The following is a 22,262-nucleotide window of genomic DNA, read 5'->3' on the forward strand; positions in this document are numbered from 1 at the left end:
GCTGTTGAGGCCGACGGCAGCCTGACCCACATGGCGACGGCGGACTGCCCGCCCGGCACAGTCAAGGTTGCGGTGCCATACTTCCAGCTGCATCCAGCCAGGGCTGCAGCTTCGCCTTGGCGGCATCAACTGCGGCCGGTGAAAAATGTTTCGGGTTGCGCAAGACGACTGCTTCGAACGTTTTGTCGAGCAATCCTGCTGCCTGCATCTGCGCGAACCCTGTACTTGGGCTAGGTTTCAACACAATCGCTTCAATTGCGTCAATCTCGCCGCGTCCTTCCAATGATTTCCGTGTACGACCTGCTCGAACGCGCTTCCCATGCTTTAAAAACAGGGCCTCCTCGTACGCATAGAACGCGCCCCAGATATCGCGTAGCAGGGGAGAAGTGACCACGTGCCCATCGACCTGAAGCTCCACAGCATGCCGGAGAGCAGCTCGCGCAAGGTCTGGGCGCTTCGCCTCCACGTTCTTCGCGAACTGGATGCAGTCGGCTCTGTTTCTCAGTCGAGCGATGCGGGTCTCGTCTTCCGGGCTCAATTCTTCAATTTCGTTCACTCTCTTCCTCCTCAAAGTCCTGAAACGGAGTTGGTTCCTGAAATTCAACTCCGACAGCGAGCTGATTCTGTTCTGGCACAACTTCGTCAATCGTTGCGTTTCTCTCTAGTTGTGGTTCCGGACGCACGGGGTCGTCGAGTAACGGGCTCGTGACGCCGGTCGGAAACAGCACTGCGTTTAGCTTTTGCCAGGTTTCCTTGCTAGGAAGCGTCGCATTGCTATTTGTGGCGTTCTCATAGCGGGAAGGCATCACCGCGTGGACGCCCACTAACCGCGCAAGTTCCCTGTAGGTGAGACCAGTTGCAAGCCGAGCTTCTTGCAGTGCGGACCGGAAATCAGGTGCGGTGACTTCGGGTAACCGCGTCAGTACAGTTGCGGCAGGCGACGAGCGACCATGTCGAGACGTCACAGCGAGAATCGGGGATTTCTCCTGCTGGACATCAGACGCGAAAGCTTTTAGCCGGCTTTTGCTGGCCCTTCTCTTCCTCCTGGGAAGCCCGTTGGTTCCGCCAGAGCTATGCGTATAGCGGACACGACTGAAGTCATAGCCAAGCATGAAAAGCGCCGCCTCCAACCTACGAAGTCCGTCGGGCCCTGCGCACCAATCCGCACCAGCTCTATCACGCGCTGCAGAGAGAACCCAGTTCGCCCAGACATTCACCCGTGCCCACGACTTGGAACCGTAACGTCCACCATACAACATGCCGAATTGATGTCCGCCGGCGGACGGTTCGCGCAACGTGCCGCCGCCATCACCGTTGGCCCACAGGAACTGGAGCTTCTCCGGAACGCCTGCGAAGCGCGCCAGGGTGGTCAGGTGTCGCTGCACGAGGAACCCAAGGGCAGCGCCAACCCGTCCATCGTAAATAATGTGATTGGGAAGTGCCAGCGCGTAGTATTTCGTCCAACCGGCGTTCATTCTCGGCAAGCGACTCTGGCGGTTCTCGTCCCCCCCGAAAGCATCAATGTCCGGATTGTCGCCGCTTAGTGATTCCCGGCCGACGCGAAGAACATGCGGGAACGATTCTCCCTGGCGCTTCGCCCAGTTCATATTTGCCGTGTACGCGCGGCGCCGCTCTCCGAAGCCCCACTTCATCACCTGATGACATGCTTCTTCGGCCAGCTCCTGCGCATTAGCGTTATTCTCGCCGTCAATGGCCGCCTTGATTTTGGCGCTGACTACGCTGAGCGCCAGCATGTTATCGCCAAAGTTTTTCCTGTTCCACCAGTACATCCGGAAGAGGTCTTGAAGCGTTTCCGCTTGCACGACATACACTGGACCGCCACGCTCCCGGTAGTCGTGGTAGCCGTCGAATTTGCTTTCAAAGCCATCGTAAAGCTGGTTCTTCGAAAAACCGACCGAAAGCTTGAGGGGTTCGTCGCCACGGATGACGCGAGCAAGAAAAGCGACGAAACCTTGCACATCTTCATCGCTAATGAAGTCAGTACGGTTCACGACGGTTTAACTCCTTGTGGAAGACAAGTCGAGCTAGCGATATGGACGCGGGCATCGCGCACTGGCCAGCTCTTGCTAACGGAATAATCGAGCCTTTTTTAGGGCAAGATGGTCAGGCCTGCCCGTGAAGTGCCACGTCGAGCTGTTCCAATACGTCTCGCGCCCCGCCCGCGATTCCCACCCCGACGGCTATCCGTATCGTGGACTCCCGCGGGTTGATGCGGATGACGCGAGGTCCGTAGCGCTCGCTGAAGCGCCTGACGGTCGGTAAAGCCCGGCCAGCCCCCATTTCGACAACGACGAGTCGCTCGACGGACTCAAGCCAGGTTGCAAGTCGTCTCTCCTGCCTGTCCGCGTGCTTCTCCACCCATTGCCAGTCCCCGAACATAAGAATGTTCGGCCGCGCGAGACCATTACAATGCGGACACGTCGGCATTTCGTTTTCGAGCAGACAGGTCGTCTCGTTGATGATGGGGGTGAAGCCGTCAGCCGGCCAGGTTTCATCGGTACACGCCTCGACGCATTGAAGACGGTGGATGGTTCCGTGGCATTCCACAATGCGTTCTGTATCAAACCCCGCTTTCTGGAACTCACCATCGACGTTACTGGTGAACACGAAAGCGCCGTGCTTCATCGTCGACGCCCACCTGAGCAGAATTTCGAAGCCCGCATGAGGCACGGTTGCCCGATAGAGCGCGAGCCGATGCCCATAAAACCCCCAGCTCAAGCGCGGATTGCCCGCGAAGCCGGCGGGATTGGCCATGTCCTCGAACGAAAATCCATGGTGGCGCAGCGCTGGGTAAGCGCGCCAGAAGCCCTCGTTTCCCCGGAAATCAGGCAGCCCCGAATCCACGCCCATGCCGGCGCCCGCAGTGATGAGCAGCCCGTCCGCATTGCGAATCCAGGCAGCCGCCTGTCTGATTGCATTGTCGTTATCCACCTGCCACCCCGATTGTGTTGTTTGACCCCTGCCGGACAAAAACATCATTTCCGCGATTCACGCTGCCGTGTCGTAGCGCCGCGCCAACGCGGCAGCGTCGCGCGCAAACTCGTCGCGGAGCGCGGATGGCGCCAGGATTTCCACTGCAGCGCCGAGCGACCGAAGCCACCACCGCAATTTGACACTGGGTACCACCGTTCCAGTGACCTTTATGCGACCGTCGGGTAGCGGCTCAAAATCCTGGTCGTGCGACATGCCGCGCTCCTTCATTCGCTTCGCCTCTGCTGGTTCAACCGCGAGTTCCAGTACAACTGGCGCTTCGGGGAGAAAGTCGAAAGCCTGTTCTTTATCAATCGTGTCTTGCAAGCGGAAGTCCCGCGGGTACGTGAACGTATCCCCAGACTCGACCACCGACACGATTCGGTCCAGGCGATACAGAGTCCGAAGCCAATCCGGCCTGCCTTTTTCGGGTCTTGGCGGATGGTCCGGACTCTGGGCGACCATGTACATCAGTCCGGCTGACTCGACGAGCGCGAGCGGCCAGAGCCGCTTCGGCTTGATGTCGTCGGGCCTGCTCTCCCGGTAAGCCTGGGAATAGCCGACAAGCAGCTCGCGCTCAAAGAATGTCCCAGTCACGACCGTCTGAAAGACCTCCGGGTTGACGGGAGGGCGGGTCAGCGCATAGTTAGCCGCCACCGAGTCAATCTTGTTGACCCACGCCCGATATAGCCGACTGTCTTCCCGGTCTTGCGAAAGTCGCGTGTCGGCCGCCTTGAATAGCGGTTCGATGTCGCGGGTCACTGCCGCCGGCAGCTTGTCTCCCACAAAACGCCTGAGTGCATGAAACGCCACGGCCTCGGAAGCACTCATCAAATTCGCCACCTGGCTTGCGCCCAGCAGCCAGGATTTGCGCTGCCACAGGCTGTTCCGGCCAGACACGGTCGACAGGACAAGCAGGTCCCGCTGCAGCATGGAAAGGCGTCGTCGCAACTGCCTCGGGTAGTCGACGCGGTGCCCCCGGTCCTTCAGCAGTTGAAGAACCCTGGACGTGGGCATCCACGGTTCCAGGTCCCTGTCTGTTGGCAGGATGCGAAGAATCGCTTCATCAAGGCTTGAGGTCGTCATGCTGAACTTTGGTCGAGGAGGGGTTGTCCGGCATCTCTGTAGCGATGATTCTATCTGGCGATGCGGACACTTTTTGTCCCAATTGCCCTGCATCATGGTGTTCAGCCACAGGAGAGACCTATGACTTCGAACACAAAAATCACCGTCGCTGTTTCCGCCCGAGCGCTTTTCGACTTCGAGGCAGAGAACCAGGTGTTTTGTGACGACGACCCGTCGGCGTATTGCGCGCTTCAGGCCACGCGCCTGGATATCCCCGCAAGCCCCGGCGTCGCCTTCCCGCTGGTGCGGAAATTCCTCGCCTTCAACGGCGGCGAGAACGAGGACGTCGAGGTCGCCATCCTGTCACGTAACGACCCCGTCACAGGGCTGCGGGTGTTCGCGTCCGCGCGACATCATGGACTGGCAATCAGCCGGGCCATTTTCACCAGCGGCGCGAAGCCTCACTGGTGCCTCGCGCCGCTTGAGGCGAACCTGTTTCTTTCCGCTCATGCGTCGGATGTCCGGGAAGCGATGGCGGCGGGATTCGCCGCCGCGCGGGTCTGCCCGGCTTCTGGATTGTCCGTCACCCAGGACGACGGGGAACTGCGCATTGCGTTCGACGGAGACTCGGTCCTTTTCAGCGACGAAGCCGAGCGCGTTTTCAGGCAGCGGCAATTGCAGGAGTTCAACGTCCACGAGGCACGTCATGCGCGTTCGCGATTGCCACCCGGACCGCTGAAGCCATTCCTCGCCGCCCTTTGTGCCCTTCGCGGCCATCGCCGTTCGCGGGGCCCGGTACGTATGGCACTGGTGACCGCTCGTAGCGCCCCGGCGCACGAGCGGGCGATTCGCACGCTGATGGCGTGGGGTGTCGCCGTCGATGAGGCCATGTTTCTCGGCGGCAAGGACAAGACGCGCTTTCTTGCGGAATCCAGGCCCGACATCTTCTTCGACGACCACGTGCCCTACGGCATCAACAACGAATGCCGGCCAGTTCTACATTGAGCAATTGCCCTGTAATGAAACGAGAACTCGAGAATGCTCTGGTCGAGCGCTATCCGGCCATCTACCGTTCACTGCAGCCGCGCTTCTCCGGCGGAACCCGGTTCGAATGTGACGATGGCTGGTACGGCATCATCGACGAGCTGTCGCGCAAGCTCGAAGCCGAGTCGCGCACTACGAATCTGCGCGCAATTGAAGTTCGAGAGAAGCTCGGCAGTCTGCGCTTCCGTCTTCAGGGCGACACGACGAGCACGGTGGACACCTGGCTCGCCGAGGCCGCTCGCCTGAGTCAGCGCACGTGCGAGCGGTGTGGTCGACTGGCGGTGCTGCGCGGCCATACGGATGGTCGGGTACGCACGCTCTGTCTCATGTGTGCCACGGCGATGGGCTACGCCCTCGAATGAATGACGCCGCCACAACAAAACTTTCCGTCAGCCACCTACGGATGATATGCCATGCCACAACTCCTTGAATATATTGATGCAATTGCCCGGAAGCTGAAGCGGGACGTGCTTTATCTCGAGTTCCTCAGAGCGCAGCGTCCTCACCGTGCGGACTACCGGAGTCTGGAGACCCGCTCGCGCATCATGCAATGGCTCGACAGCGAAGGCATCGAGTGGCGCGAGTGTGGACAGCTCGCGTCCGAAACAGTGATGCGTTCGTATGCCGGCGAAATTTTCATCAATGTGCCGTTCGACGAAACCGACGACCAGTATCGCAAGGTCCAGGCGTTTCTCGAGTATCCGGACTGCACGATGCGATTCGACGACGTCCGCTTCTACGTCGTCACGCTGGAGATTGCCATGAAGAACGCGCACCACGATGAGCCCGGCTTCTGGGAACGCTGGGCGGACAACTTCTAATCAGCAAGACAGCAGACCGGAGGCGTTGTGAGCACAATCTATATTCGTGACGGTTCGTCGAGAATTGTTGGCCGTATCCAGACCGGCAGCCAGGGGAAGCAATTTGCCTACGTGGGCGGCAGGATGGTTGGAATCTACAATCCTCAACTGGATAAAACATTCGACTCCCATCTCAAGATGTACGGAAATGGTAATCAGTTGATGGCGCTGGTCCGTTGCGACGACGATTAACGTCCTTGAGCTTCGACCTTCTTGTGCGCTAAAGTCCGAATCAAAAAACTGACCTGCCATGCGACTACCCACTCGAGAAAGCTGCGCGCGAGAACGCCCGGACGCGCTGTGGTTCTGCCTGGGGTACGTACCCATCACACCGCCGAGGTTCTACAAGTACACGTGGCAGATATGGACACCAGACTGCGAGCTTGAGGGCCATGAGTTCCTGCGTTATGCACCGCGCATGTCGACTGCTGAGTTTATAGCGCACTACGAGGAAATGTCGAATTCCAGGCTGCCAGGATGGATATATCGCCACGACCGCCCGCGGGAGGGTCCCGGGACACCATTCGACAGAAGCCACCCGAAATGGAAAACCGTGGAATTCGCTCCGTCATGGGACGACGACCCGGACCCCATCTGGAATGGACACAAATGAAACAGGTGCGTAGACGCCCGGCACGGCAGCGGATGCACCACCCTTGGCCTCAATACATTCGCACGTTAATTGATGTATTCCCTCTCGGAGGATGAACGGTGTCATCTGCGCAGCATTTCACTGGTCCGCGCCTGTATGTGTTTTCAGGAGCAGGGCTGTCCGCTGAGAGCGGCATTCCGACGTTCCGTACCGGCGGCGGTATCTGGAGGCAGGAGAGCATCGACGAGGTCTGCAACTTCCTGACCTGGCGCCGGAACCGGGAGGCGGTCTTCCGCTTCTACAACCAGAGAATCTCGGAGAAGCGGGATGCGCGCCCGAACGAAGCTCACCAAGTACTCGCTGCATGGCAGAGCACGTGGGGGAAGGAGCGAGTCCGACTCATCACCCAGAACATCGACGACATGCTCGAACGGGCTGGCGCGCAGCACGTCACGCATCTCCACGGTGACATGCATTCGCTGCTATGCACGTCCTGCGACCTCCGCTTCCCGAAAGACGGGGAGGAATATCGCCTGGAGACCGCATGCCCGCGCTGTGGAGAAGTCGAAGCAGTCAAACCGGGCGTGGTGTTCTTCCACGAAGCTGCACCCGAATACCTGAAGCTGCATCGAATGCAACACGAAATGACCGATGACGACCTGTTCATCGCGATTGGGACCGCATTCCAGGTCGTTTCGCCGGAAAGCATGCTGCCGCGCGAGCGAAGGCGCCCGCATGAGAGGAATTTTTTGATTGACCCGGAACCGCGTCGAGCGGAGTTCTTTGGATGCGTGGAGCCGGAGTCTGCAACTGTGGGCCTCCGCAACCTCGAAAGTCGCGTCCATGCCCTGATGTCGATGTGATAACGCGCATTGCGTTCAAGAACTTTCTTACTCGGGACCACCGCGGTGAAGCTGTGCAGGGACGGTTCCCGAGGCGCGAATCACGTGAGAACACGTGCATTGTTTCTGCTTTCTTTTCGGCGGAGGTACTGATGGGCGACGCAGTTTTCTGGCTATTCATCGATGACCTACGAGACGCGCCGAGTGAGGAATGGATGGTCGCGCGTTCTTCGTCTGAAGCGATTGCGCTCGCGAAGGAGCGGCGCTGCCCCGCAAGAGTTTCGTTCGACCACGACCTGGGAGGAGACGATACCGCGATGGTCGTTGCGAGATGGTTGGTTGACACCGACCTTGACTGCTCGGGGCGATTCATCCCTGACCATTTTAATTTCTCGGTTCACAGTGCGAATCCGGTCGGCGCGGCTAATATTCAGGGGCTGCTCGCAGCGTACCTATCATATAGAGCGAAGAGCAGAAACGCTGCTGAAGGCTACCAGTAGGTCTGTGTCGTCGGGTGGTGTGGTCGAGCTCGGCCCTTACGAAGGCTCAACAATCACTTGGCCTATTGCCGTTTCAATAACGCTAACCTGTTCAATCCATGACCAATCTTGACCGCTCATTTGACCCGCACTTCGAGACGCGCCCAGCGCTGCGGTGGTGGCCTTGGGTCGGCAGCCAGTATGCAAGCTCGCCTGTCCGCACCTTGGTCCTCGGGGAAAGCATCTACGAATGGACGAAAACACCGCGGGAACAGGAAATCTTCCGGGCGCGGTACGCGAAGCCCGATGCGCTGCGCGTCACGCACTCGAACCATGCCCTGAAGTTCAAGCGTAACTCGCGGTACGTGCGCAACATCGAGCGGGCAGTGCTGTGCGCAGCCAAACCGACGAGTGAGCACAAACTTGCGTTCTGGTCGTCGGTGGCGTATCACAACCTCGTGCTGGACCCGCTGCGGTCGCTGAAGCACCGACCGTCACAGCAGCAGTTTCGAGCCGGATGGGGAGAGGTGCTCGACTTGCTCGAGCCTCTGGCCGTCAAGCAGATACTGGTCTACGGCGTCGGGTCAGTCGAGGCGCTAAAAGAAGTTGCAGCCCAGCGTCAGCTCCCATGCCGAATCGAGAAGGTTCCCCAGAATATCAACAGATGCTACCCTCGCGCCGGTGCGCTCGCGACCCCGGCCGGGGAAATCCAGCTGTTGTTTGTCCTGCACCCGAGCCGCCCTTTCAGCTGGAAGCTTTGGAGCGCCGTTATCCAAGAGCGGTTTTCACTGCCCGTGGCCGTTTGACGTCGTCACCAAGGATTCCTTTTGCAGGACGGCCACGTACGGCAGCGAAACTGAGTTCTCAATGACAGCAATCGTGAAGCGGGGTATCACCGAAGAGTACTGGGGCCGCATGAATGAGGACCGAAAACTCGGCTGGGAACTATTCACTAGGACGCTGGCCATCGTCGCCGCGTGGTTTGTCGTGAAGACGGGAGTGACGGCCATCGATTGTGTTATCGGAGCCTTCGCTGGATTCACGCCACTCTTCGTCATCCGCAGTCAACGGTCATTTCGGAAATACAGCAAAGTCGTCCGGAAGCGTCTCCTCGGGGCAATCGTCTTTCTTGGCGGCACCGGAGCGGCCGTCCTTGGACTGCTCTACTTCGGCCTTGCGTTCCTGAGTGCTTTAGTCCAGACCTACGCGACCGAAGTTGCTCCGCTCCATCACCGCACCGACCCACTCGTGGCTAACATCATGCTGGCGATGCTTCTGGTCACTGGTCCCATTGCCGGGGTGAAAGCCTGGCGCAACCTTAAGATGGGCGAAATCATTTTTGGTTTGCCCAAGCGTTCGCTCAAGCGCCTGTTGCTTCAACGGAAGTACATGGCCGACACCTTCATCACTTTCGCGCACTTCGAATTGACTGTCCAGGTCGTAGGTTTCGCGTATGCGTCAGTATGCGCGGAAATCTTCAAGGTCTACTTGAATTTACTTCTCCCGAAATAACGGCGGACTGGCCGAGCACTCTCACGGAATCCGCTAGGATTACACCGTTTTACGGTCAGTTTTTCGCATAGCCCTCTGCGCGATATTGGCCCTTGGCCTGACGTCAGCAAACGATTCACCTCAGTAGAGGCACATGTCGGTAGCAGAAGGTCCTTTTTTTTGTGGCGGCATTGAAGGTTGCGACAGCAAAGATAGGTTCAACCCAAGCTGCCCGTCCCAGCTGACCTCATTCCTCCAGCGGCGGTCGCACTACCGACGACGACCAACCAGTCTTGGTCCGCAGGACAAACCAGCGCCTCCGACAACGAGGCTGTACCTTTTTAGCACCGTCAATTGCGGTGGACTCTCCGCTGCTTCCCGCTGTGGCATCCCGAATTCTGCGCGACACCGCTTGCGGTGCAATACGCCGTGCTTACCGGTACAGAAAAAGTGTCTTATTATTCGGCAAGACTCCAAAACTGCTGCGCTGACTGCGCACGATAGGAAACGTCATGACGACAGGCAAGGGGGGCTTCCTCATCTCATTCGAGCCGGAGCGCTCGCGCTTATTCGAAGGCCGGGCTCGAGCGGGCGACTACTTTTCCCTAGAGCTTTCGCGTTTGGATAACTCGGCCAAGACTCGAGAATTCTTCTTGGTGTGCTTCGATGGAGAGGGTAAGGAGGTTTCCGCCGCTGCGATGGCTTCCTACAAGGCGGGTCCACAAAACACCGGGGCGCGGAACTACCGATTCTCGGACTTTGTGTTTTTCAAGCCGATTTCAGTAACGCAGCTTGAGAGCAAGGTGTCACCCGGAACGAAGAGGGCGCTTGTCAAGAGCGTTGGTGGCGTCGCAAGGAGGATGCCGCCCGTTGCGTGGGAAGAGGTGCGTAGAACAGTTTCAGAATTGCGACCATCCGTCGCGAGCGAGCTTGAGGCACTGTGGCAAAGGGTTTGCCAGCCCGACCGGATTGAAACTTCGAGCAACCTGCAAACACTTGCGTTGCAGCGAGATGCCATTGGCTTGGCGCTGGATTGCGCGAAACTTGGGGACACTCGTCGTGAGGTGTTTCGAAGAGCTAAACCGGTAGACGAGGCCGCAAAAAAAGACTCATTTATCGCCTACCTCGAAGACGTTGCGCCGACTCAAGAGCGCGAGCTCGTTGACTATGACCGGAATGCCTTCGCCAGTCTCAAGTTGCCAGACTTCTCGGTAACCGGAGACCTCTCGATAGAGGAGGGTTCACGCAAGCTCCATGTGCAAACGCTCGACAAAGGGCCACTCGAAACTGCCCTAGGCGTTGACTTGCTCATCTATTTGGGTGACCTGGCGTCGCTGGTCATGATTCAGTACAAGTGCTGCGAGAACAAGAATTCTGAATGGACTTATCGTGCCGACCGCAAGTTCCTAGACCAAATGGAAAGCATGCAGGAGGCCGAGATTGCCTTTGAGGGTATGCGTAATTTGAGAGCCAATGCGTATCAAGCACCTCAAGTGCAGATGCATCAAAGCAGGCTTTGTTCGGCTCCGTTCTACGTAAAGTTCTGCAAACGTCTGCCACTGCAGCGGCAAGATGGTGAGCTCTGTGATGGTCGCCTTTTGCGCCGGGCCGACGTCGCTACGTTGCTTGAACTAGAACAAACTCAAGGACCACGGTCGGGGAAAATTGTGAAGTACGACTTGATACCTCGCCATATGTCGAACAGCGACTTCTCAGGATTGGTGAGCGGGGGGTGGATTGGTACGAGCCATCTTACGCCTGAAGACCTTTCAGCCGTAGTTGGTCGCCTTCTAGCGACGTCATCACGAGTCGTTCTGGCAGAGGCTCAGAGAAGCTGACCATGTCACCCGCCCCGAAATCGATACGACCCGTGCTAAGGATTTTGGAAACATAAGGGGCAAATCGTTTCGCTCGGTCAGCATCGTCGTTGCGGGACGCAGAGGTCAAAGCGATTGCGCTCATCTCGCGGCGCGTCACACGCGATGTAAACGGCCATCACGTCGAGAAGATACCCATCAGCCGCGAAAATCGCTAAAATTTCCTTAGTTAACGCGCAGTTTTTCGAAAACCGCGGGCGAGCACGACCACCATCCGCTGAGGGGACAGGTTCAATCAGCCACTCGCTCGGTACCAGGTTTGAGACGGCCGCGGGTTCTCTTTGAATAAAAACTGCCAAGTCGACGCGGGACCTCAATGAGTTGGCGGCAATCAGGCTGTCAATGAGCCCATGGTCTGCGACGCCACCAGCTTAGGAAGAGGCTCGCATTTGCACTGGCATAAATCGTTCTCGAGCGCGACCTGCTTACCCATCACACTCATCGAGTGAGGCGAGCCGTCGCTGACGATGATGCCTTCGGTGTTACACGTGTGGCACATTACAGGCGCCCCAAGATAAGCCAACGGCCGGCCGTCGAACGGCGAGCCGACGATACCGTCGAGCACCACACCATTGTGGGTAGTCGTGTCGTCTTTCAGTATGAATCTGCAGCTCATGGTAAGACGTCCTCCTTTCCCTCGATACATTCCGACGAATGACGTAGCGCACTTCTGCGCCGAAACCCGTGCGGTCAGGACTCTCGGAAATCCCATCAAACGCAGCTTCGGGATTAACGTTGACGCTGACGGCGAATATCACATGAGCTCAATGTGGCTTTAGTGATGTCGCGATGCTGTGACCGTGAATTGGTTGTTTGACCCTCGGCAGACCTAGCTGCCACTCGGCCCCGATTTGCGAAGCGCCTTAGCGTTCTCGATATCCTGCTTTTCCAGCGCGCGCAGTCCCGTTACGACGGCGTTGTCCGGGCCAAGATGGCTCTCAAGCAAACCAATAGACATCACGTGCGTAGCGCAGTCGTGCAGCCTCGCCTTGAGCGTGCTCTCATCCAGCGCGTCTTTGCCATCATCGGTCTTCGCGTCTGACCATACCTCGCCTGACGACCAGGAACCACTTGCCCCATCCTGTTGGATGCGGGCGTGAATAGCATACTGCCCCGGCTTGAGCCCGATGCGCGCGGTCCAAGGGCGGTCGTCGTCTGGGAACTTGATGGCACACTCCTGCACGGCCGCGTCACTGCTATCGAGCTGAACCCACTGGGCGTCATGCGGGGCCTCCGTCTTTGCAAGCGTGGCGGCTGCGCGAGCGAGTGGGCTGTCTGATACGCTGTGGCAGCCTGTGAGGAAAATCAGTGTTGTGGTGCAGACCAGAAGACCGCAATCCTTTTGCATCGGATACATGGCGACAAGTGAAATGGGGACGTGCTTGCGCGCGTGTGAGTTTGAGCCCGGAAAGGCGTGACGTTACGACAGGGGTTGACGCGCTGACCGCGGCCACGACGCAGACCCTTGCCGTTCACCCGGGCGATTCGCGGCAAAACAGTAGCGGCGCGTTCAGACAGCAACGGAAGCCCGCAACCTTAGGCTTGAACCATTGCGGTCGACGCTGAGTTGCCGCAGGCGGCCTCTACGTCGGTCGGCCAAACTGGCTCCCGGCTTGTCAGTTGGGCGATGTAGTGCAGAATCGACAGCAGGAATATTGGCCCCGAAAGCAGTATGGTAAGAAGGCGCATGACACCGTTGGCGCTGCCGACAGCTCCGATGCCGTAGAACCAGACGCTCATTGAGGCGCGCAGCGAGGGGCCGCGCGGAAGATACCGCTCGACCTTCGGTAGCGCGCCCGGGCCCTGTTCCATGTACCGCCGGATGAACTCGAAGTTGGCCTGAACCTGATAGAGGACCTGTTTGCCAATTGGAGTGGACTCGTCTGCGCCGTTGACCGTACGGGCACCGAAGCTGAACGTGTTCACGATTTTCGTTCCAGCGTCGTCAAGGACAAAGCAGCGCATCAGGGTTGGCGCTCCCCCGGCCAGCCCATTGGAAGGCAGCCGGTGCGGGTAGAAAAACGCCTTGTCCCAAGATACCGCGATTACTCCGCCCGGCCCGTTGTGCCGGAAGGCGTACACCATTCGCGTCTGGCGGTTGAAGCGCACCGCATTGTGCCGATAGTTGAAGCAGTCACGCAGCAGCACTGCGACGGTGAGCGCGCAGCACAGCACCGTAATCACGGTGAAGACCCACATGCCGGCGCTGAACATCCCCTGCTCTCCGTTCCTGACCATGGCCGGAGTATCGACGACCGCGCTTTCGACAGAAAAGGCCGTCAGGACAACAAATGCCGGGAAACAAAGCAAAAAACCTAGAAGGCCCCAGCCAACCTGCGGATAGGAAGAATCGCAGACCTCGAGATAGACATCATTCATCCCGAACACGGTGTACGCATCCGCGGCTTCATCAGCGACTGGCTTGTGAACATCAATCCGCCGCCCGACCTCTTCTTCGGTTAGTGGACGGTTGATTCGAATCTTTGTCAGGTAATCGTACGCCATGGTGCCTTGCTTACTATGTTTTCGCTGGCGGCGTCGCATTAGACGCGCACAAGCCGCGTGGCTGATGTATCCCCGCAGGCAACCTCGACGTCCGCGGGCCAAGCGGGCTGGCGACTTGTAAGCTGACCGATGTAATGCAGAATTGCCGTATAAAAAACAAACCCGCTGAACATGAGGATAAGGCGATGCGCCTTAGGGTTGCCATAGCGATTCCTCTCAAGCTCCGAGGCTGCTCGCGAAACGACTCGGCGGGCAGCAGCAGTTCACCTTAGTCGCGGCGCGTTTCGATTGCGTCCCGGAAAGACGGTAGACGTGCTCATTGTGAGGCAGCAATCAGCGCTTACGCGGATTCTTGGCTCGATGAAGCAGCGCCACCGACCCTGCTGTTAAGTGCAGCGCGGCAATCGTCACTATATAGATAGCGAGCCCCGAGTCTGTGAGGCCACGAGCTTCGGAAGCGGGTCGCACGTGCATTTACAGAGGTCATTTTCCAGAGCGACTTGCTTGCCCATCACCGATACGGTATGTGGCGTACCGTCAGTGATGATGACACCTTCCTTGTCGCAGCTATGGCATTTGACAACGCCGCCGATGTAAGCCAGCGGCTTCCCGTCCAGTGATGACCCGCTTATGCCGTCCATCACCACGCCGTTACGGTCAGTTGTGTCGCCCTGGACAATGAATCTACGTCCCATGTCTTCATCTCCGTGAGCCATGTCGTCGTTGGCGGCGTCGCGTCAGACGCGCACAAGCCGCGTGGCTGATATATCCCGGCAGGCAACCTCGACGTCCGCGGGCCAATCGGCCTTGCGAAATGCAAGGAGATTGCATAGGTGGCATCTGAAGCACGTCACACTTTCGCTACGACTGCCGGCCGGGCGTTATCGCATGCTGCCTCGACGTCTTCCGGCCATATCGGTTCACGACAGGTTAGCTGTGCAATGTAGTGAAGCACGGACAGCAAAAAAACTGGGACACTGAGCACGAGAGAAAAAATGCGGAGTCCCGCGTTAACGCCGCCAATGTCTCGCAGTCCGTAGAACCATATGCTCATGGAGGCTAGAAGAGAGGGGCCGCGTGGCAGATACTTTTTCACAGGTGCCAGCGAATCCGGACCGTTTTCCATATAGCGGCGAACGAACTCGAAGTTGGCCTGGACCTGATAAAGCACCTGTTTGCCGTAGCGTGTGGACTCTTTCGCTCCGTTGACTGTCCGAAGTCCAAAGCTGAAGGTGTCAACGATTTTCTTGCCCGTGTCGTCAAGAACGAAACAGCGCATCAGAGTGGGGGCTCCGCCAAACGTGGCATTCGAGGGCAGCCGGTGTACAAAGAAGAATGCCTTATCCCATGGAACGGCGATGACACCACCCGGCCCGTTGTGCCGAAACGCATACACCGTGCGGGTCTTGCGGTTGAACCGCACAGATTTGTGCCGGTAGTTGAAGCAGTCGCGCAGGAGAAGCACTACTGTGAATGCACAGCAGAGCACTCCCAAAACCGCAAGGACCCACATCCCGATGCTGAAGGCGCCCTGCTCACCGTTCTTGACCATAGCCGGGTTCACCTCCACAGCGCCCTGTATCGCGGTGACCGTGAAGAATATGAACGCGGGGAAACCAATTAGGAAGGCAAGCAGACACCATCCAATCTGCGAATATGAGCCGTCACAAACCTCCAGGTACACATCGTTCATGCCGAACACGGTATTGGCGTCGGCAGCCTCGTCCGAGACTGGTTTGCGAACGTCTATGCGCCGTGCCGCTTCATCCTCGTCAACCGGGCGGTTCAAGGCCACCCGGGTCATGTGGTCATACGCCATATCTTCTCGCTTATGATGTCAGAGCTTCAAACTGCTTGCGTTCATCCTGCTCAGAGAACTTTTCCTCTCCCGTACCGAAGATGCACTTGCTCAGCCATTCGTTGATTTCGCGGTGCTTCTTCCATGCTATTAGTATGCCGATGACAATCAGGATAAGGATAAGCGGCAATATCAGGAACGTGGCTCCGGCGATGGTGGCGATACACAGAAGGATACTTGCAGCCATGGACCCCAGATATAGCCATGCCAGCATGCCATGGCCCGCTTTGCTCTCGGCCTGATACTGCTTGAAGTCGTACCAAGCTCCAACCAGACCTGCGGCAGCGCCAACCACCCGACCGGCAATTTCGAGGAAGGGTCCATATTTCGCCATGATGGACGAAAAGCGCAACTCCAGCTCGCCGAGCGCTTTCAGGCCATTGCCAACCGTCTGCGTGACCGCAGCACCGGTCGAAACGATAGCGGCTATGAATTTGTCGTGAGTTTCCTTGCGGTTCAGGGCACTCGACTTTTCCAGTTCCTTGCTTGCAAGCATCCAGTTGACCGTGTTGAAAATGACGCCTATCACGCCGTATCCGACCTCACCTTGGGTGATTGCCCGGAACTTCGGAAGAAAACTCTCATTGATATTTTCTTCCGTCAGTACCGCGCGGACGCCCGGAGCAAAGATTGCTGCCCCCCTGCCGCGGAGGGAAGTTGCGCCCGAGGACGATTCGACGGCTTCCCTGGCGTCAAACACGATGAACTGCGGAACCTTGATTGGACCATCCTTGGGAGACGAGGACTGAAAGGACTTACGCAGGTTGGCGTTGAGCGAACCCAGACTTGGACGTTTGTTCGCGGGCATCTGGTCGTACATCTGTCGCGCCATATAGGAAATCCACTGGTTCACAGTTCCCTCGACGGGCTTATAGATAATGGTCGCGTGCGTACGAAGACACATGCACGCAGTGAAAACGCGAACACTTCCTACATCGCCAGCCTTGGCTACGAAGTTGGCGACCGGCCCTACCACCTCATGCAATATTTTGGCTACGACCTTGTCCGCCCGGGCCACAAGCGCCCCGCCTTTTTCTTCCAGCACCGCGTTTGCCGCGTTGTTTGATTCAATCATCTTCGCGAGCGGCTCGCGCAGCTCGAGCAGTGGAAATCCGGCAGCCTCCTTCGCCTTCTCTGCCGTTGGGTCGTGGTTCAATATCAACGACCGTAGCAGCGGATTGTGCCGGTCCTTCACGTCTCCCTTCGCCCACTCGATGACCAGGTCAAGAATGATTTTCCTGTCGGCGGAGCCCGCGATGCAGGCATGGAACAGCTCGGCATAGTTGATACCCCGGACTGGGTCAAGCTCATGATAGTCCCACGCAAAAACTGTTTTCATGCCAGTCTTTAGCCACGCCGCATGGTCTTCCGCCAACGGGTTGAGCGTACTGTTCTCAACCTGCTGGAGCTGCGTGGCCATGTCATTTCGAAATTGCGTGACTGCATTGACGCTGTACGACTCCGTATACGACTCCCAGGCAGAGTCCTTCACCGACGCCATCTCACGGTCCTTCTGCTCGTCGATAGACTTGACTTCCTTTTCATAGCGTTTGCCGCCATCGAAGATTGAGTAGAGAGCGTAGGTCTCTGCCGCCTGCCCTTTCAATTGCTCGGCCGCGGCGTTCTCGTCTTGCTCCGCACCTTCTTTGACTGCATCCTTGAGTCCGTCGATAGCACTGGCAGTCCACATCTTGCGTTGATAGGGCTTGAGCGCAGCGCCGTACGCGACGATATGCTCAGCGTTCAGTTCCTGCGTGATGCCGGCAGAGTCCCACAGCGCAAAGAAGACACCGTCCCCCTTTTCGTGTGCGTCCATGAGCTGCTTTAGTCCGCTCGCCTCGCTTGCGCGACCCTTAGAGGCGAACGGCGAGACAAGTGCGGAAACGTCTACGCCGTTTTTGTACTCAAGGACGTACTCGGAGACGTGCGCAATGGTCTGGGCATGCTTCTGCGAATGGTTGCCGTTCGCCCATCCCGCTGCATCGAAGAGCTGCATCCGGTGGTCCCTGCAACCACTTTCGTTGGCTTCATAACGCTTGCGCACAGGGGCCGTCCAGCGTACGTCGCTGAAAGCGAGATAGACCTTGCCTGCCTTTTGCGGATGGTCGATGCTGATGCACTGCGCGAGTTCCTTGTGCCCGGTCTGCTGACAGTTGAATCCTTTCTCCTGCGTTTCGGGCAGGTCGACGTCAAGCGGGTAGTTGAAGACATAGCCTTCGGACGTCACGCCATAGATTTGCCACTTGCTTTGGGACGGGTAATAGACGTGGATGAACCCTTTGCGCACCGAGCGCAAGAAGTAGGTCGCCTTCTTGGCACCTACGCCTGTGACGCCGTCACCAAACGGTCCCTTCGGCAACGCAAGCGCCGTGGCCGCGCCGAGATTGTGAGCATTGGTCGCGGCAGCTGCCGCATACCGTACCGGCAGAATCAGAAGACCCGTCTTTTCACACATGTTGCAGGACTTCTGGCACGCTGCATTGGCTTTGGCGTTTGCCGATGCGGCCTGGACCTTCGGAATGGTACCCATAGTTACTCTCTCTGCCTTGCGTTATGTGTTGTTGCGTTACGCGTACAGCGCCGCTTCCTGCGCAATCTGCGCCCAGTGTTCATCGGTCCACAAAGCGGTGATTTCCGAGTACGACGACGTCTGCCCCGGCTGAAGCGCCGCGGCCACGTCGGGATGTCGGTCGAGATTCGATGAAACCAGCAAGCCCTGCACCGCGAACACCACCAGGTCCTCGCCCGCGAGGCTATATCGGGCTCCCTTTGTGAACATGGCGTCGAGCTGGCGAGGGGTCCGCTCATCAACGGGCTCCCCGGCGTCGCGTATGGACTTCAGCGCCTGCTCGATGAGATGCAGGCGGCGCAGCGTTGCCCACTGGTCAGTCGATGGCGACAGGTGTTCAGCGGGAGCGACTGCCGGGCGCTCCATCGTCAGCCACCCTCTGCCTGAGAAATAGCGCCAGCGCTGCACCGGTCCGAACATGAGCGACAGCTGCTCCGGTCGAAGCACCCATCCAAGGTTGCCAACCACCCGGGGGTCGTAGAACCGGAATATCGAGTAGCCCTCGGGTTCGCGAGGCAGCGCAATCATGTCGCTAACGTGCCGCATCAATGTCTCGGCGTTTGCATCAGTCTCAAGCAGCGCACAGACGCGCGGCGGGAGGCCCTCCTGCAGGTCCCGAGCCGCAATGGTCTCGATAGCCGGAAGTTGCTGTTCAGGGTGCTCCACTGCGTAAAGCATCGGCATCACCCCTTTGAGTTCCGGCATCGCAATCGGGACAATCTCGCCGACTTCGTACATCCGTGGCGCCGTGCCAAGGTCAACGAGGCCGTTGTCGGGCTCCGCAATCAGGTACTGGTCCATGGGTACGCCTAGTCGACAATGGCCGCACCGGCCTGCGACGCAGAAGCAAATTTCTGCGCACACGCCTCAGTCACGGGCAGTTGTGCTGTAGCGTTCTCACTCGCCGGGCCTTGGAACGAATGCTGGGTACCTTTGATTTCGACCAGGCCGGGTGCATGCACATAGATGTTGCCCCCAGCCAGGCGAATCGTTGCACCACCCGCCATCAGTTTGATTTCCTTGTCTGCCATCACATTGACGGCATCAGAAGTCGACACAACCTTGACAGTCCTGTCGGCCGTAATCTCGACGTTATCGGACTGAGCCTGCAGCTCGACCTTTCCTTTGCCTGCGAAGAGCTTCATGCCCGAGTTCTGCACGAAGAGACTGAGTTTTTCGCCCACGCTCGCGATGAGCGACCTGGTCGCGGCAATGTGCGTGCTGGCGCCACTCACGATGTTCACGTGTTCAGTCGCCGCGGCCTGGATGGATTTCTGCGTCGAAAGGCCGATACCGGAGGGGCTGGCGAGTAGCATCACGGGTTGAGCGAATCCGTTCGCCTCGCCAGTTCCACCGCCGGCCGTGCTGCCGCCACCCGAGTTTGCCTGCCGCGCGCTCTGCGTCGCGGCTGCGAAATCGTTGATGGTGTCCTGAGCATCCTGCAAGCCTTCGGCCTGACTGCCTGTAGCGACTTCGGAGCGCCGCTCAACGACACCGCCCGAGTCGACGAGGTGCTGGTGTGCCTCCTTGACATCGAGCGGCTGGCTCGACGTGCCGACCTTCGCGTACGTCGACAGATACATACCCTGCGAAGCGCGCACAGCGCCGTACGAATCGGTCTTCAGGTCGAAGCCAGTCCCCAGATAGCTACCGCGCGTATTGCCTTGCTGGTCAATGAGGTAGCCGAGATGCAAATAGCTTTGAGACGTGCTGCTGAAAAGCTGGGCCCGGTTCTGCCCGGTCGAATCGTCCATGACAAGCTGGTTGTAGCCCGTGCCCTGAAATTCCTTGGATTTGTAACCCGAGAGCAAGCCGTTGGAGTGCCATTGCGGCGTCTGCTGTCCATTGAACAGGCTTCCACTGACTACCGGGCGGTCGCAATCGCCGTCCAGATAGACAATTCCTACTTCGTGCCCAACACGCGGTACAAATACACCGCCGTGCGTACCGCCGGCGTTCGGCGACATCACGCGCAGCCAGCATGATGCCTTTTCATCACCGCCGTTCTGCCGGTCCCAATGCATCAGCACTTTGACGCGATTGAGGCTGTCCGTGAACACTTCTTCCTGCTTCGGCCCAACCACTGTCGCGGTCTGAGTGTGCATCAGAGGCTTGCGATGCTCAAACGGGCTGCGAAAGGGAACGGTGCGCCTCTGGGTTTCCAGTTCGACAAGGAAGAATCCTTCGCCGCCCAGTGCGTCCTTCACGTTGAAGATGTCGGATGCCCCCGCGTGATAGGCGCGCACCTCGGCAAGCTGCGCCTGGAGACTATGACGGAATAGCGTTCCCGTCGACACGGGAAGGTTGTTCTCGATGTACCAGGTCGCCGCCAGAATCGCAAATTGACGGTTGTCTGTGCTGTCGGAAGCAAGAGCAGTTGCACCGTCAAGCTGGAACCATCGTCCTGCGTCGGCCCGGCGAACACTGCCAGTCGCAAAAAATCGCTTGGCGCGCGACTCCCACTCCTCCATGCGGATTTTGGACAGAGTATTGCCTCGGTCGCTGCCGCCATAGGTATAGGCCCCGGTGTACTCGTAGACCTCCGCCTGGTCGGGCAAGTCACCTTGCTTGTCGACGGTTGGAGTCGACAACTCCTTCTGGAAGGTCGGACTCTTGTAGTCGAATGTGCGCGTGGTGTAGTTCACGCTTTGCAAGGTGCGCGCACCGCCCCATTGGACAATGGCGTCTGTTTCGCTTCCGACGCCTGCACGATAAAACTGGATTTGCTCCGGTGCGAGGCCTTTCAGCGAATACAGGTCGTCCGTAATGACCAATGTATGCGCTTTGCCGTCGTCTGCCTGTTGAAAGTAGCCGAAGAGGCCCTCTGCCTCCATAATTCGATGCACGAAATTCCAGTCGTCCTCGTATTGAACGCAGAACGACCGTGGCGGGAGTTGTCTATAGAGTTCAAAACGATAGGCACCGCGCGACTGAGGATGCTCGTCAAAGACCGACGCGATAATGTCCTCTGCGGTCTTATCCTGAAAAATCCGCGCGTCACTTCTGAACTTCAGGAAATGCAGCCAAGATGAAAAACTAATCTGGTATAGCTGAACGCTTCCGTCCGAGCCCAACATACGGGCAGTGTGGACGTAGCCGTGGCGGGGCAAATACGATGAGTCGCCCTGTTGCATCCAGAGCGTGACCGGCTTTGCAATGAGGGATTTTAGCTCGATGGAATCCTGCAGCGATGCGACATCGACAGTGAAGTCGTAGTTCCGACCGATGCGTGAGGTTCCTAGCGCCCGCACAGGAACCAGCACGTTGTTTCCCAATGGCGTGTCCAGTTTGAGCAGCCGTCGAGATTGTTCCATCCCCGCGCTCAGTACCGCCGCCAAGTCATTTACCGTCATTTTCTAACCCCACCCGCAAATTTCCACGCGAAATAATATGATGAAAAACATCAACGGACAATTGAATCCATGAATGGCGCTTCCATTTTTATAAATCGGAATTATTTTCCAGGCGACGTTTTATATGTAATTATTGCCGCCCCGATTATTCCCGACTCTCCAAGGGTGCGGAATTCAGGGGCATGAAGCTCCCAGCAGCACCGTTGTTTCGCGCATCGCCGGTAGTCATCCAGTTTCGAGCGAAATTGGCGACAGAATTGAAGTATCTAACTTCAAACTCGGGCGTTTTTGATTTCTATGCCAGATGAATAGAAAGTGCCTCGATTGGATTTTCTGCTAAGGAGGCGCAGGTCGTACTACAAGAGGCAACTCATCTAATGGAGGGGACAGCGCCAAGTAGCCTCTCTGACTTTTCGCCTCCGAGCGTCGGCGTTCATCTCGAAGCGGTTCACACGATGTGAACGTTCACGGCATCAGGATTCGGATAGAGGGTTGCGCCAAATTTCTGCTGGCCGAGAGAAATGGTTGCAATGATGCACTCGAACTCCGCCGTCGAATCCGGATATGGTCGGCGTCATTCTGGTAATTGCGGCCTTTATAGGACCAGTTCTGGCTCTGCCGCTGCTGATTCTCGCGGCAGTTATTGGTGGGGTCATCAACTACGTCCAAGGTCGGGAAATCAATGAGTGGCTTGAGCAGTGTTACTTTGGGACAAATACGCTTCACGACTCTTGTC

At 57.9% G+C, this 22,262-nt stretch carries 21 protein-coding genes; 9 read left to right on the plus strand and 12 right to left on the minus strand.

All coding sequences use genetic code 11. The features are described 5' to 3' along the window. Positions 1-61: 61 nt before the first annotated feature. The 4 genes from HWY05_RS16975 to HWY05_RS16990 all read right to left on the minus strand — a co-directional run bounded on the left by HWY05_RS16975 (position 62) and on the right by HWY05_RS16990 (position 4,077). On the minus strand, positions 62-556 hold the full coding sequence (locus HWY05_RS16975) for a hypothetical protein (protein WP_176058998.1): 495 nt from the start codon (positions 554-556) through the stop codon (positions 62-64). After that, positions 543-2,012 (minus strand): helix-turn-helix transcriptional regulator, encoded by a 1,470-nt coding sequence (locus HWY05_RS38340; protein ID WP_244146628.1) that lies wholly within the window; start codon positions 2,010-2,012, stop codon positions 543-545. Before HWY05_RS38340 ends, HWY05_RS16975 begins: the two co-directional genes overlap by 14 nt. 112 nt (positions 2,013-2,124) lie before the next feature. Then, positions 2,125-2,952, minus strand: coding sequence for a Sir2 family NAD-dependent protein deacetylase (locus HWY05_RS16985; protein WP_244146629.1), 828 nt, complete (start codon positions 2,950-2,952; stop codon positions 2,125-2,127). Between the two features lie 57 nt (positions 2,953-3,009). Next, entirely contained in the window at positions 3,010-4,077 is a 1,068-nt protein-coding gene (locus tag HWY05_RS16990) for a WYL domain-containing protein (protein ID WP_176058999.1), read from the minus strand. 120 nt (positions 4,078-4,197) lie between these two features. On the opposite strand from HWY05_RS16990, the gene HWY05_RS16995 reads away from it, so the two are divergent. The 9 genes from HWY05_RS16995 to HWY05_RS17030 all read left to right on the plus strand — a co-directional run bounded on the left by HWY05_RS16995 (position 4,198) and on the right by HWY05_RS17030 (position 11,202). After that, on the plus strand, positions 4,198-5,061 hold the full coding sequence (locus HWY05_RS16995) for a 5'-nucleotidase (protein WP_176059000.1): 864 nt from the start codon (positions 4,198-4,200) through the stop codon (positions 5,059-5,061). Positions 5,062-5,075: 14 nt separating this feature from the next. Next, entirely contained in the window at positions 5,076-5,462 is a 387-nt protein-coding gene (locus HWY05_RS17000; RefSeq protein WP_176059001.1) for a hypothetical protein, read from the plus strand. Between the two features lie 51 nt (positions 5,463-5,513). Next, positions 5,514-5,921, plus strand: coding sequence for a hypothetical protein (locus tag HWY05_RS38345; protein WP_244146630.1), 408 nt, complete (start codon positions 5,514-5,516; stop codon positions 5,919-5,921). Between the two features lie 27 nt (positions 5,922-5,948). Next, on the plus strand, positions 5,949-6,152 hold the full coding sequence (locus tag HWY05_RS17010; RefSeq protein WP_176059002.1) for a hypothetical protein: 204 nt from the start codon (positions 5,949-5,951) through the stop codon (positions 6,150-6,152). 519 nt (positions 6,153-6,671) lie between these two features. Beyond that, the gene (locus HWY05_RS17015; RefSeq protein ID WP_176059003.1) at positions 6,672-7,415 is read left to right on the plus strand and encodes a Sir2 family NAD-dependent protein deacetylase; all 744 of its coding nucleotides are present in this window, start codon (positions 6,672-6,674) and stop codon (positions 7,413-7,415) included. Positions 7,416-7,546: 131 nt separating this feature from the next. Beyond that, on the plus strand, positions 7,547-7,894 hold the full coding sequence (locus HWY05_RS38725; RefSeq protein WP_347880808.1) for a cyclic-phosphate processing receiver domain-containing protein: 348 nt from the start codon (positions 7,547-7,549) through the stop codon (positions 7,892-7,894). 98 nt (positions 7,895-7,992) lie between these two features. Continuing rightward, the gene (locus HWY05_RS17020) at positions 7,993-8,679 is read left to right on the plus strand and encodes a hypothetical protein (RefSeq protein ID WP_176059004.1); all 687 of its coding nucleotides are present in this window, start codon (positions 7,993-7,995) and stop codon (positions 8,677-8,679) included. Positions 8,680-8,740: 61 nt separating this feature from the next. After that, positions 8,741-9,385 (plus strand): hypothetical protein, encoded by a 645-nt coding sequence (locus HWY05_RS17025; protein WP_176059005.1) that lies wholly within the window; start codon positions 8,741-8,743, stop codon positions 9,383-9,385. 491 nt (positions 9,386-9,876) lie between these two features. Then, positions 9,877-11,202, plus strand: coding sequence for a hypothetical protein (locus tag HWY05_RS17030; protein ID WP_176059006.1), 1,326 nt, complete (start codon positions 9,877-9,879; stop codon positions 11,200-11,202). Positions 11,203-11,572: 370 nt separating this feature from the next. On the opposite strand, the gene HWY05_RS17035 is transcribed toward HWY05_RS17030, so the two are convergent. From HWY05_RS17035 to HWY05_RS17070, 8 genes are all read right to left on the minus strand, one after another. Beyond that, a complete protein-coding gene (locus HWY05_RS17035; RefSeq protein ID WP_176059007.1) occupies positions 11,573-11,857 on the minus strand; it encodes a PAAR domain-containing protein in 285 nt (94 codons plus the stop codon). 213 nt (positions 11,858-12,070) lie between these two features. After that, complete coding sequence (locus HWY05_RS17040) at positions 12,071-12,598, minus strand: hypothetical protein (RefSeq protein ID WP_176059008.1); 528 nt, start codon at positions 12,596-12,598, stop codon at positions 12,071-12,073. A gap of 179 nt (positions 12,599-12,777) precedes the next feature. Continuing rightward, positions 12,778-13,746 (minus strand): DUF6708 domain-containing protein, encoded by a 969-nt coding sequence (locus HWY05_RS17045; RefSeq protein ID WP_176059009.1) that lies wholly within the window; start codon positions 13,744-13,746, stop codon positions 12,778-12,780. A 410-nt stretch (positions 13,747-14,156) separates the two neighbouring features. Beyond that, positions 14,157-14,441 (minus strand): PAAR domain-containing protein, encoded by a 285-nt coding sequence (locus HWY05_RS17050; protein WP_176059010.1) that lies wholly within the window; start codon positions 14,439-14,441, stop codon positions 14,157-14,159. A gap of 155 nt (positions 14,442-14,596) precedes the next feature. Then, positions 14,597-15,565 carry a DUF6708 domain-containing protein gene (locus tag HWY05_RS17055; protein WP_176059011.1) on the minus strand — a complete coding sequence of 323 codons (969 nt, stop codon included), beginning with the start codon at positions 15,563-15,565 and terminating at the stop codon, positions 14,597-14,599. A 10-nt stretch (positions 15,566-15,575) separates the two neighbouring features. Further along, the gene (locus tag HWY05_RS17060) at positions 15,576-18,134 is read right to left on the minus strand and encodes a T6SS effector BTH_I2691 family protein (RefSeq protein WP_176059012.1); all 2,559 of its coding nucleotides are present in this window, start codon (positions 18,132-18,134) and stop codon (positions 15,576-15,578) included. Positions 18,135-18,170: 36 nt separating this feature from the next. Next, the gene (locus HWY05_RS17065; protein ID WP_176059013.1) at positions 18,171-18,974 is read right to left on the minus strand and encodes a DUF4123 domain-containing protein; all 804 of its coding nucleotides are present in this window, start codon (positions 18,972-18,974) and stop codon (positions 18,171-18,173) included. Positions 18,975-18,982: 8 nt separating this feature from the next. Beyond that, positions 18,983-21,487 carry a type VI secretion system Vgr family protein gene (locus tag HWY05_RS17070; protein WP_244146631.1) on the minus strand — a complete coding sequence of 835 codons (2,505 nt, stop codon included), beginning with the start codon at positions 21,485-21,487 and terminating at the stop codon, positions 18,983-18,985. Positions 21,488-22,262 lie beyond the last annotated feature (775 nt).

It is taken from the genome of Paraburkholderia sp. BCC1876, from assembly GCF_902833695.1.
In the GTDB taxonomy this organism is placed as follows: domain Bacteria; phylum Pseudomonadota; class Gammaproteobacteria; order Burkholderiales; family Burkholderiaceae; genus Paraburkholderia.

Excerpts from the sequence above, each read along its gene's own strand:
- HWY05_RS16990 (WP_176058999.1), bottom strand. The coding sequence starts at position 4,077 with ATGACGACCTCAAGCCTTGATGAAGCGATTCTTCGCATCCTGCCAACA.
- HWY05_RS16995 (WP_176059000.1), top strand. The coding sequence starts at position 4,198 with ATGACTTCGAACACAAAAATCACCGTCGCTGTTTCCGCCCGAGCGCTT.
- HWY05_RS17000 (WP_176059001.1), top strand. The coding sequence starts at position 5,076 with ATGAAACGAGAACTCGAGAATGCTCTGGTCGAGCGCTATCCGGCCATC.
- HWY05_RS38345 (WP_244146630.1), top strand. The coding sequence starts at position 5,514 with ATGCCACAACTCCTTGAATATATTGATGCAATTGCCCGGAAGCTGAAG.
- HWY05_RS38725 (WP_347880808.1), top strand. The coding sequence starts at position 7,547 with ATGGGCGACGCAGTTTTCTGGCTATTCATCGATGACCTACGAGACGCG.
- HWY05_RS17020 (WP_176059004.1), top strand. The coding sequence starts at position 7,993 with ATGACCAATCTTGACCGCTCATTTGACCCGCACTTCGAGACGCGCCCA.
- HWY05_RS17025 (WP_176059005.1), top strand. The coding sequence starts at position 8,741 with ATGACAGCAATCGTGAAGCGGGGTATCACCGAAGAGTACTGGGGCCGC.
- HWY05_RS17030 (WP_176059006.1), top strand. The coding sequence starts at position 9,877 with ATGACGACAGGCAAGGGGGGCTTCCTCATCTCATTCGAGCCGGAGCGC.
- HWY05_RS17035 (WP_176059007.1), bottom strand. The coding sequence starts at position 11,857 with ATGAGCTGCAGATTCATACTGAAAGACGACACGACTACCCACAATGGT.
- HWY05_RS17040 (WP_176059008.1), bottom strand. The coding sequence starts at position 12,598 with ATGTATCCGATGCAAAAGGATTGCGGTCTTCTGGTCTGCACCACAACA.
- HWY05_RS17045 (WP_176059009.1), bottom strand. The coding sequence starts at position 13,746 with ATGGCGTACGATTACCTGACAAAGATTCGAATCAACCGTCCACTAACC.
- HWY05_RS17050 (WP_176059010.1), bottom strand. The coding sequence starts at position 14,441 with ATGGGACGTAGATTCATTGTCCAGGGCGACACAACTGACCGTAACGGC.
- HWY05_RS17055 (WP_176059011.1), bottom strand. The coding sequence starts at position 15,565 with ATGGCGTATGACCACATGACCCGGGTGGCCTTGAACCGCCCGGTTGAC.
- HWY05_RS17060 (WP_176059012.1), bottom strand. The coding sequence starts at position 18,134 with ATGGGTACCATTCCGAAGGTCCAGGCCGCATCGGCAAACGCCAAAGCC.
- HWY05_RS17065 (WP_176059013.1), bottom strand. The coding sequence starts at position 18,974 with ATGGACCAGTACCTGATTGCGGAGCCCGACAACGGCCTCGTTGACCTT.
- HWY05_RS17070 (WP_244146631.1), bottom strand. The coding sequence starts at position 21,487 with ATGGAACAATCTCGACGGCTGCTCAAACTGGACACGCCATTGGGAAAC.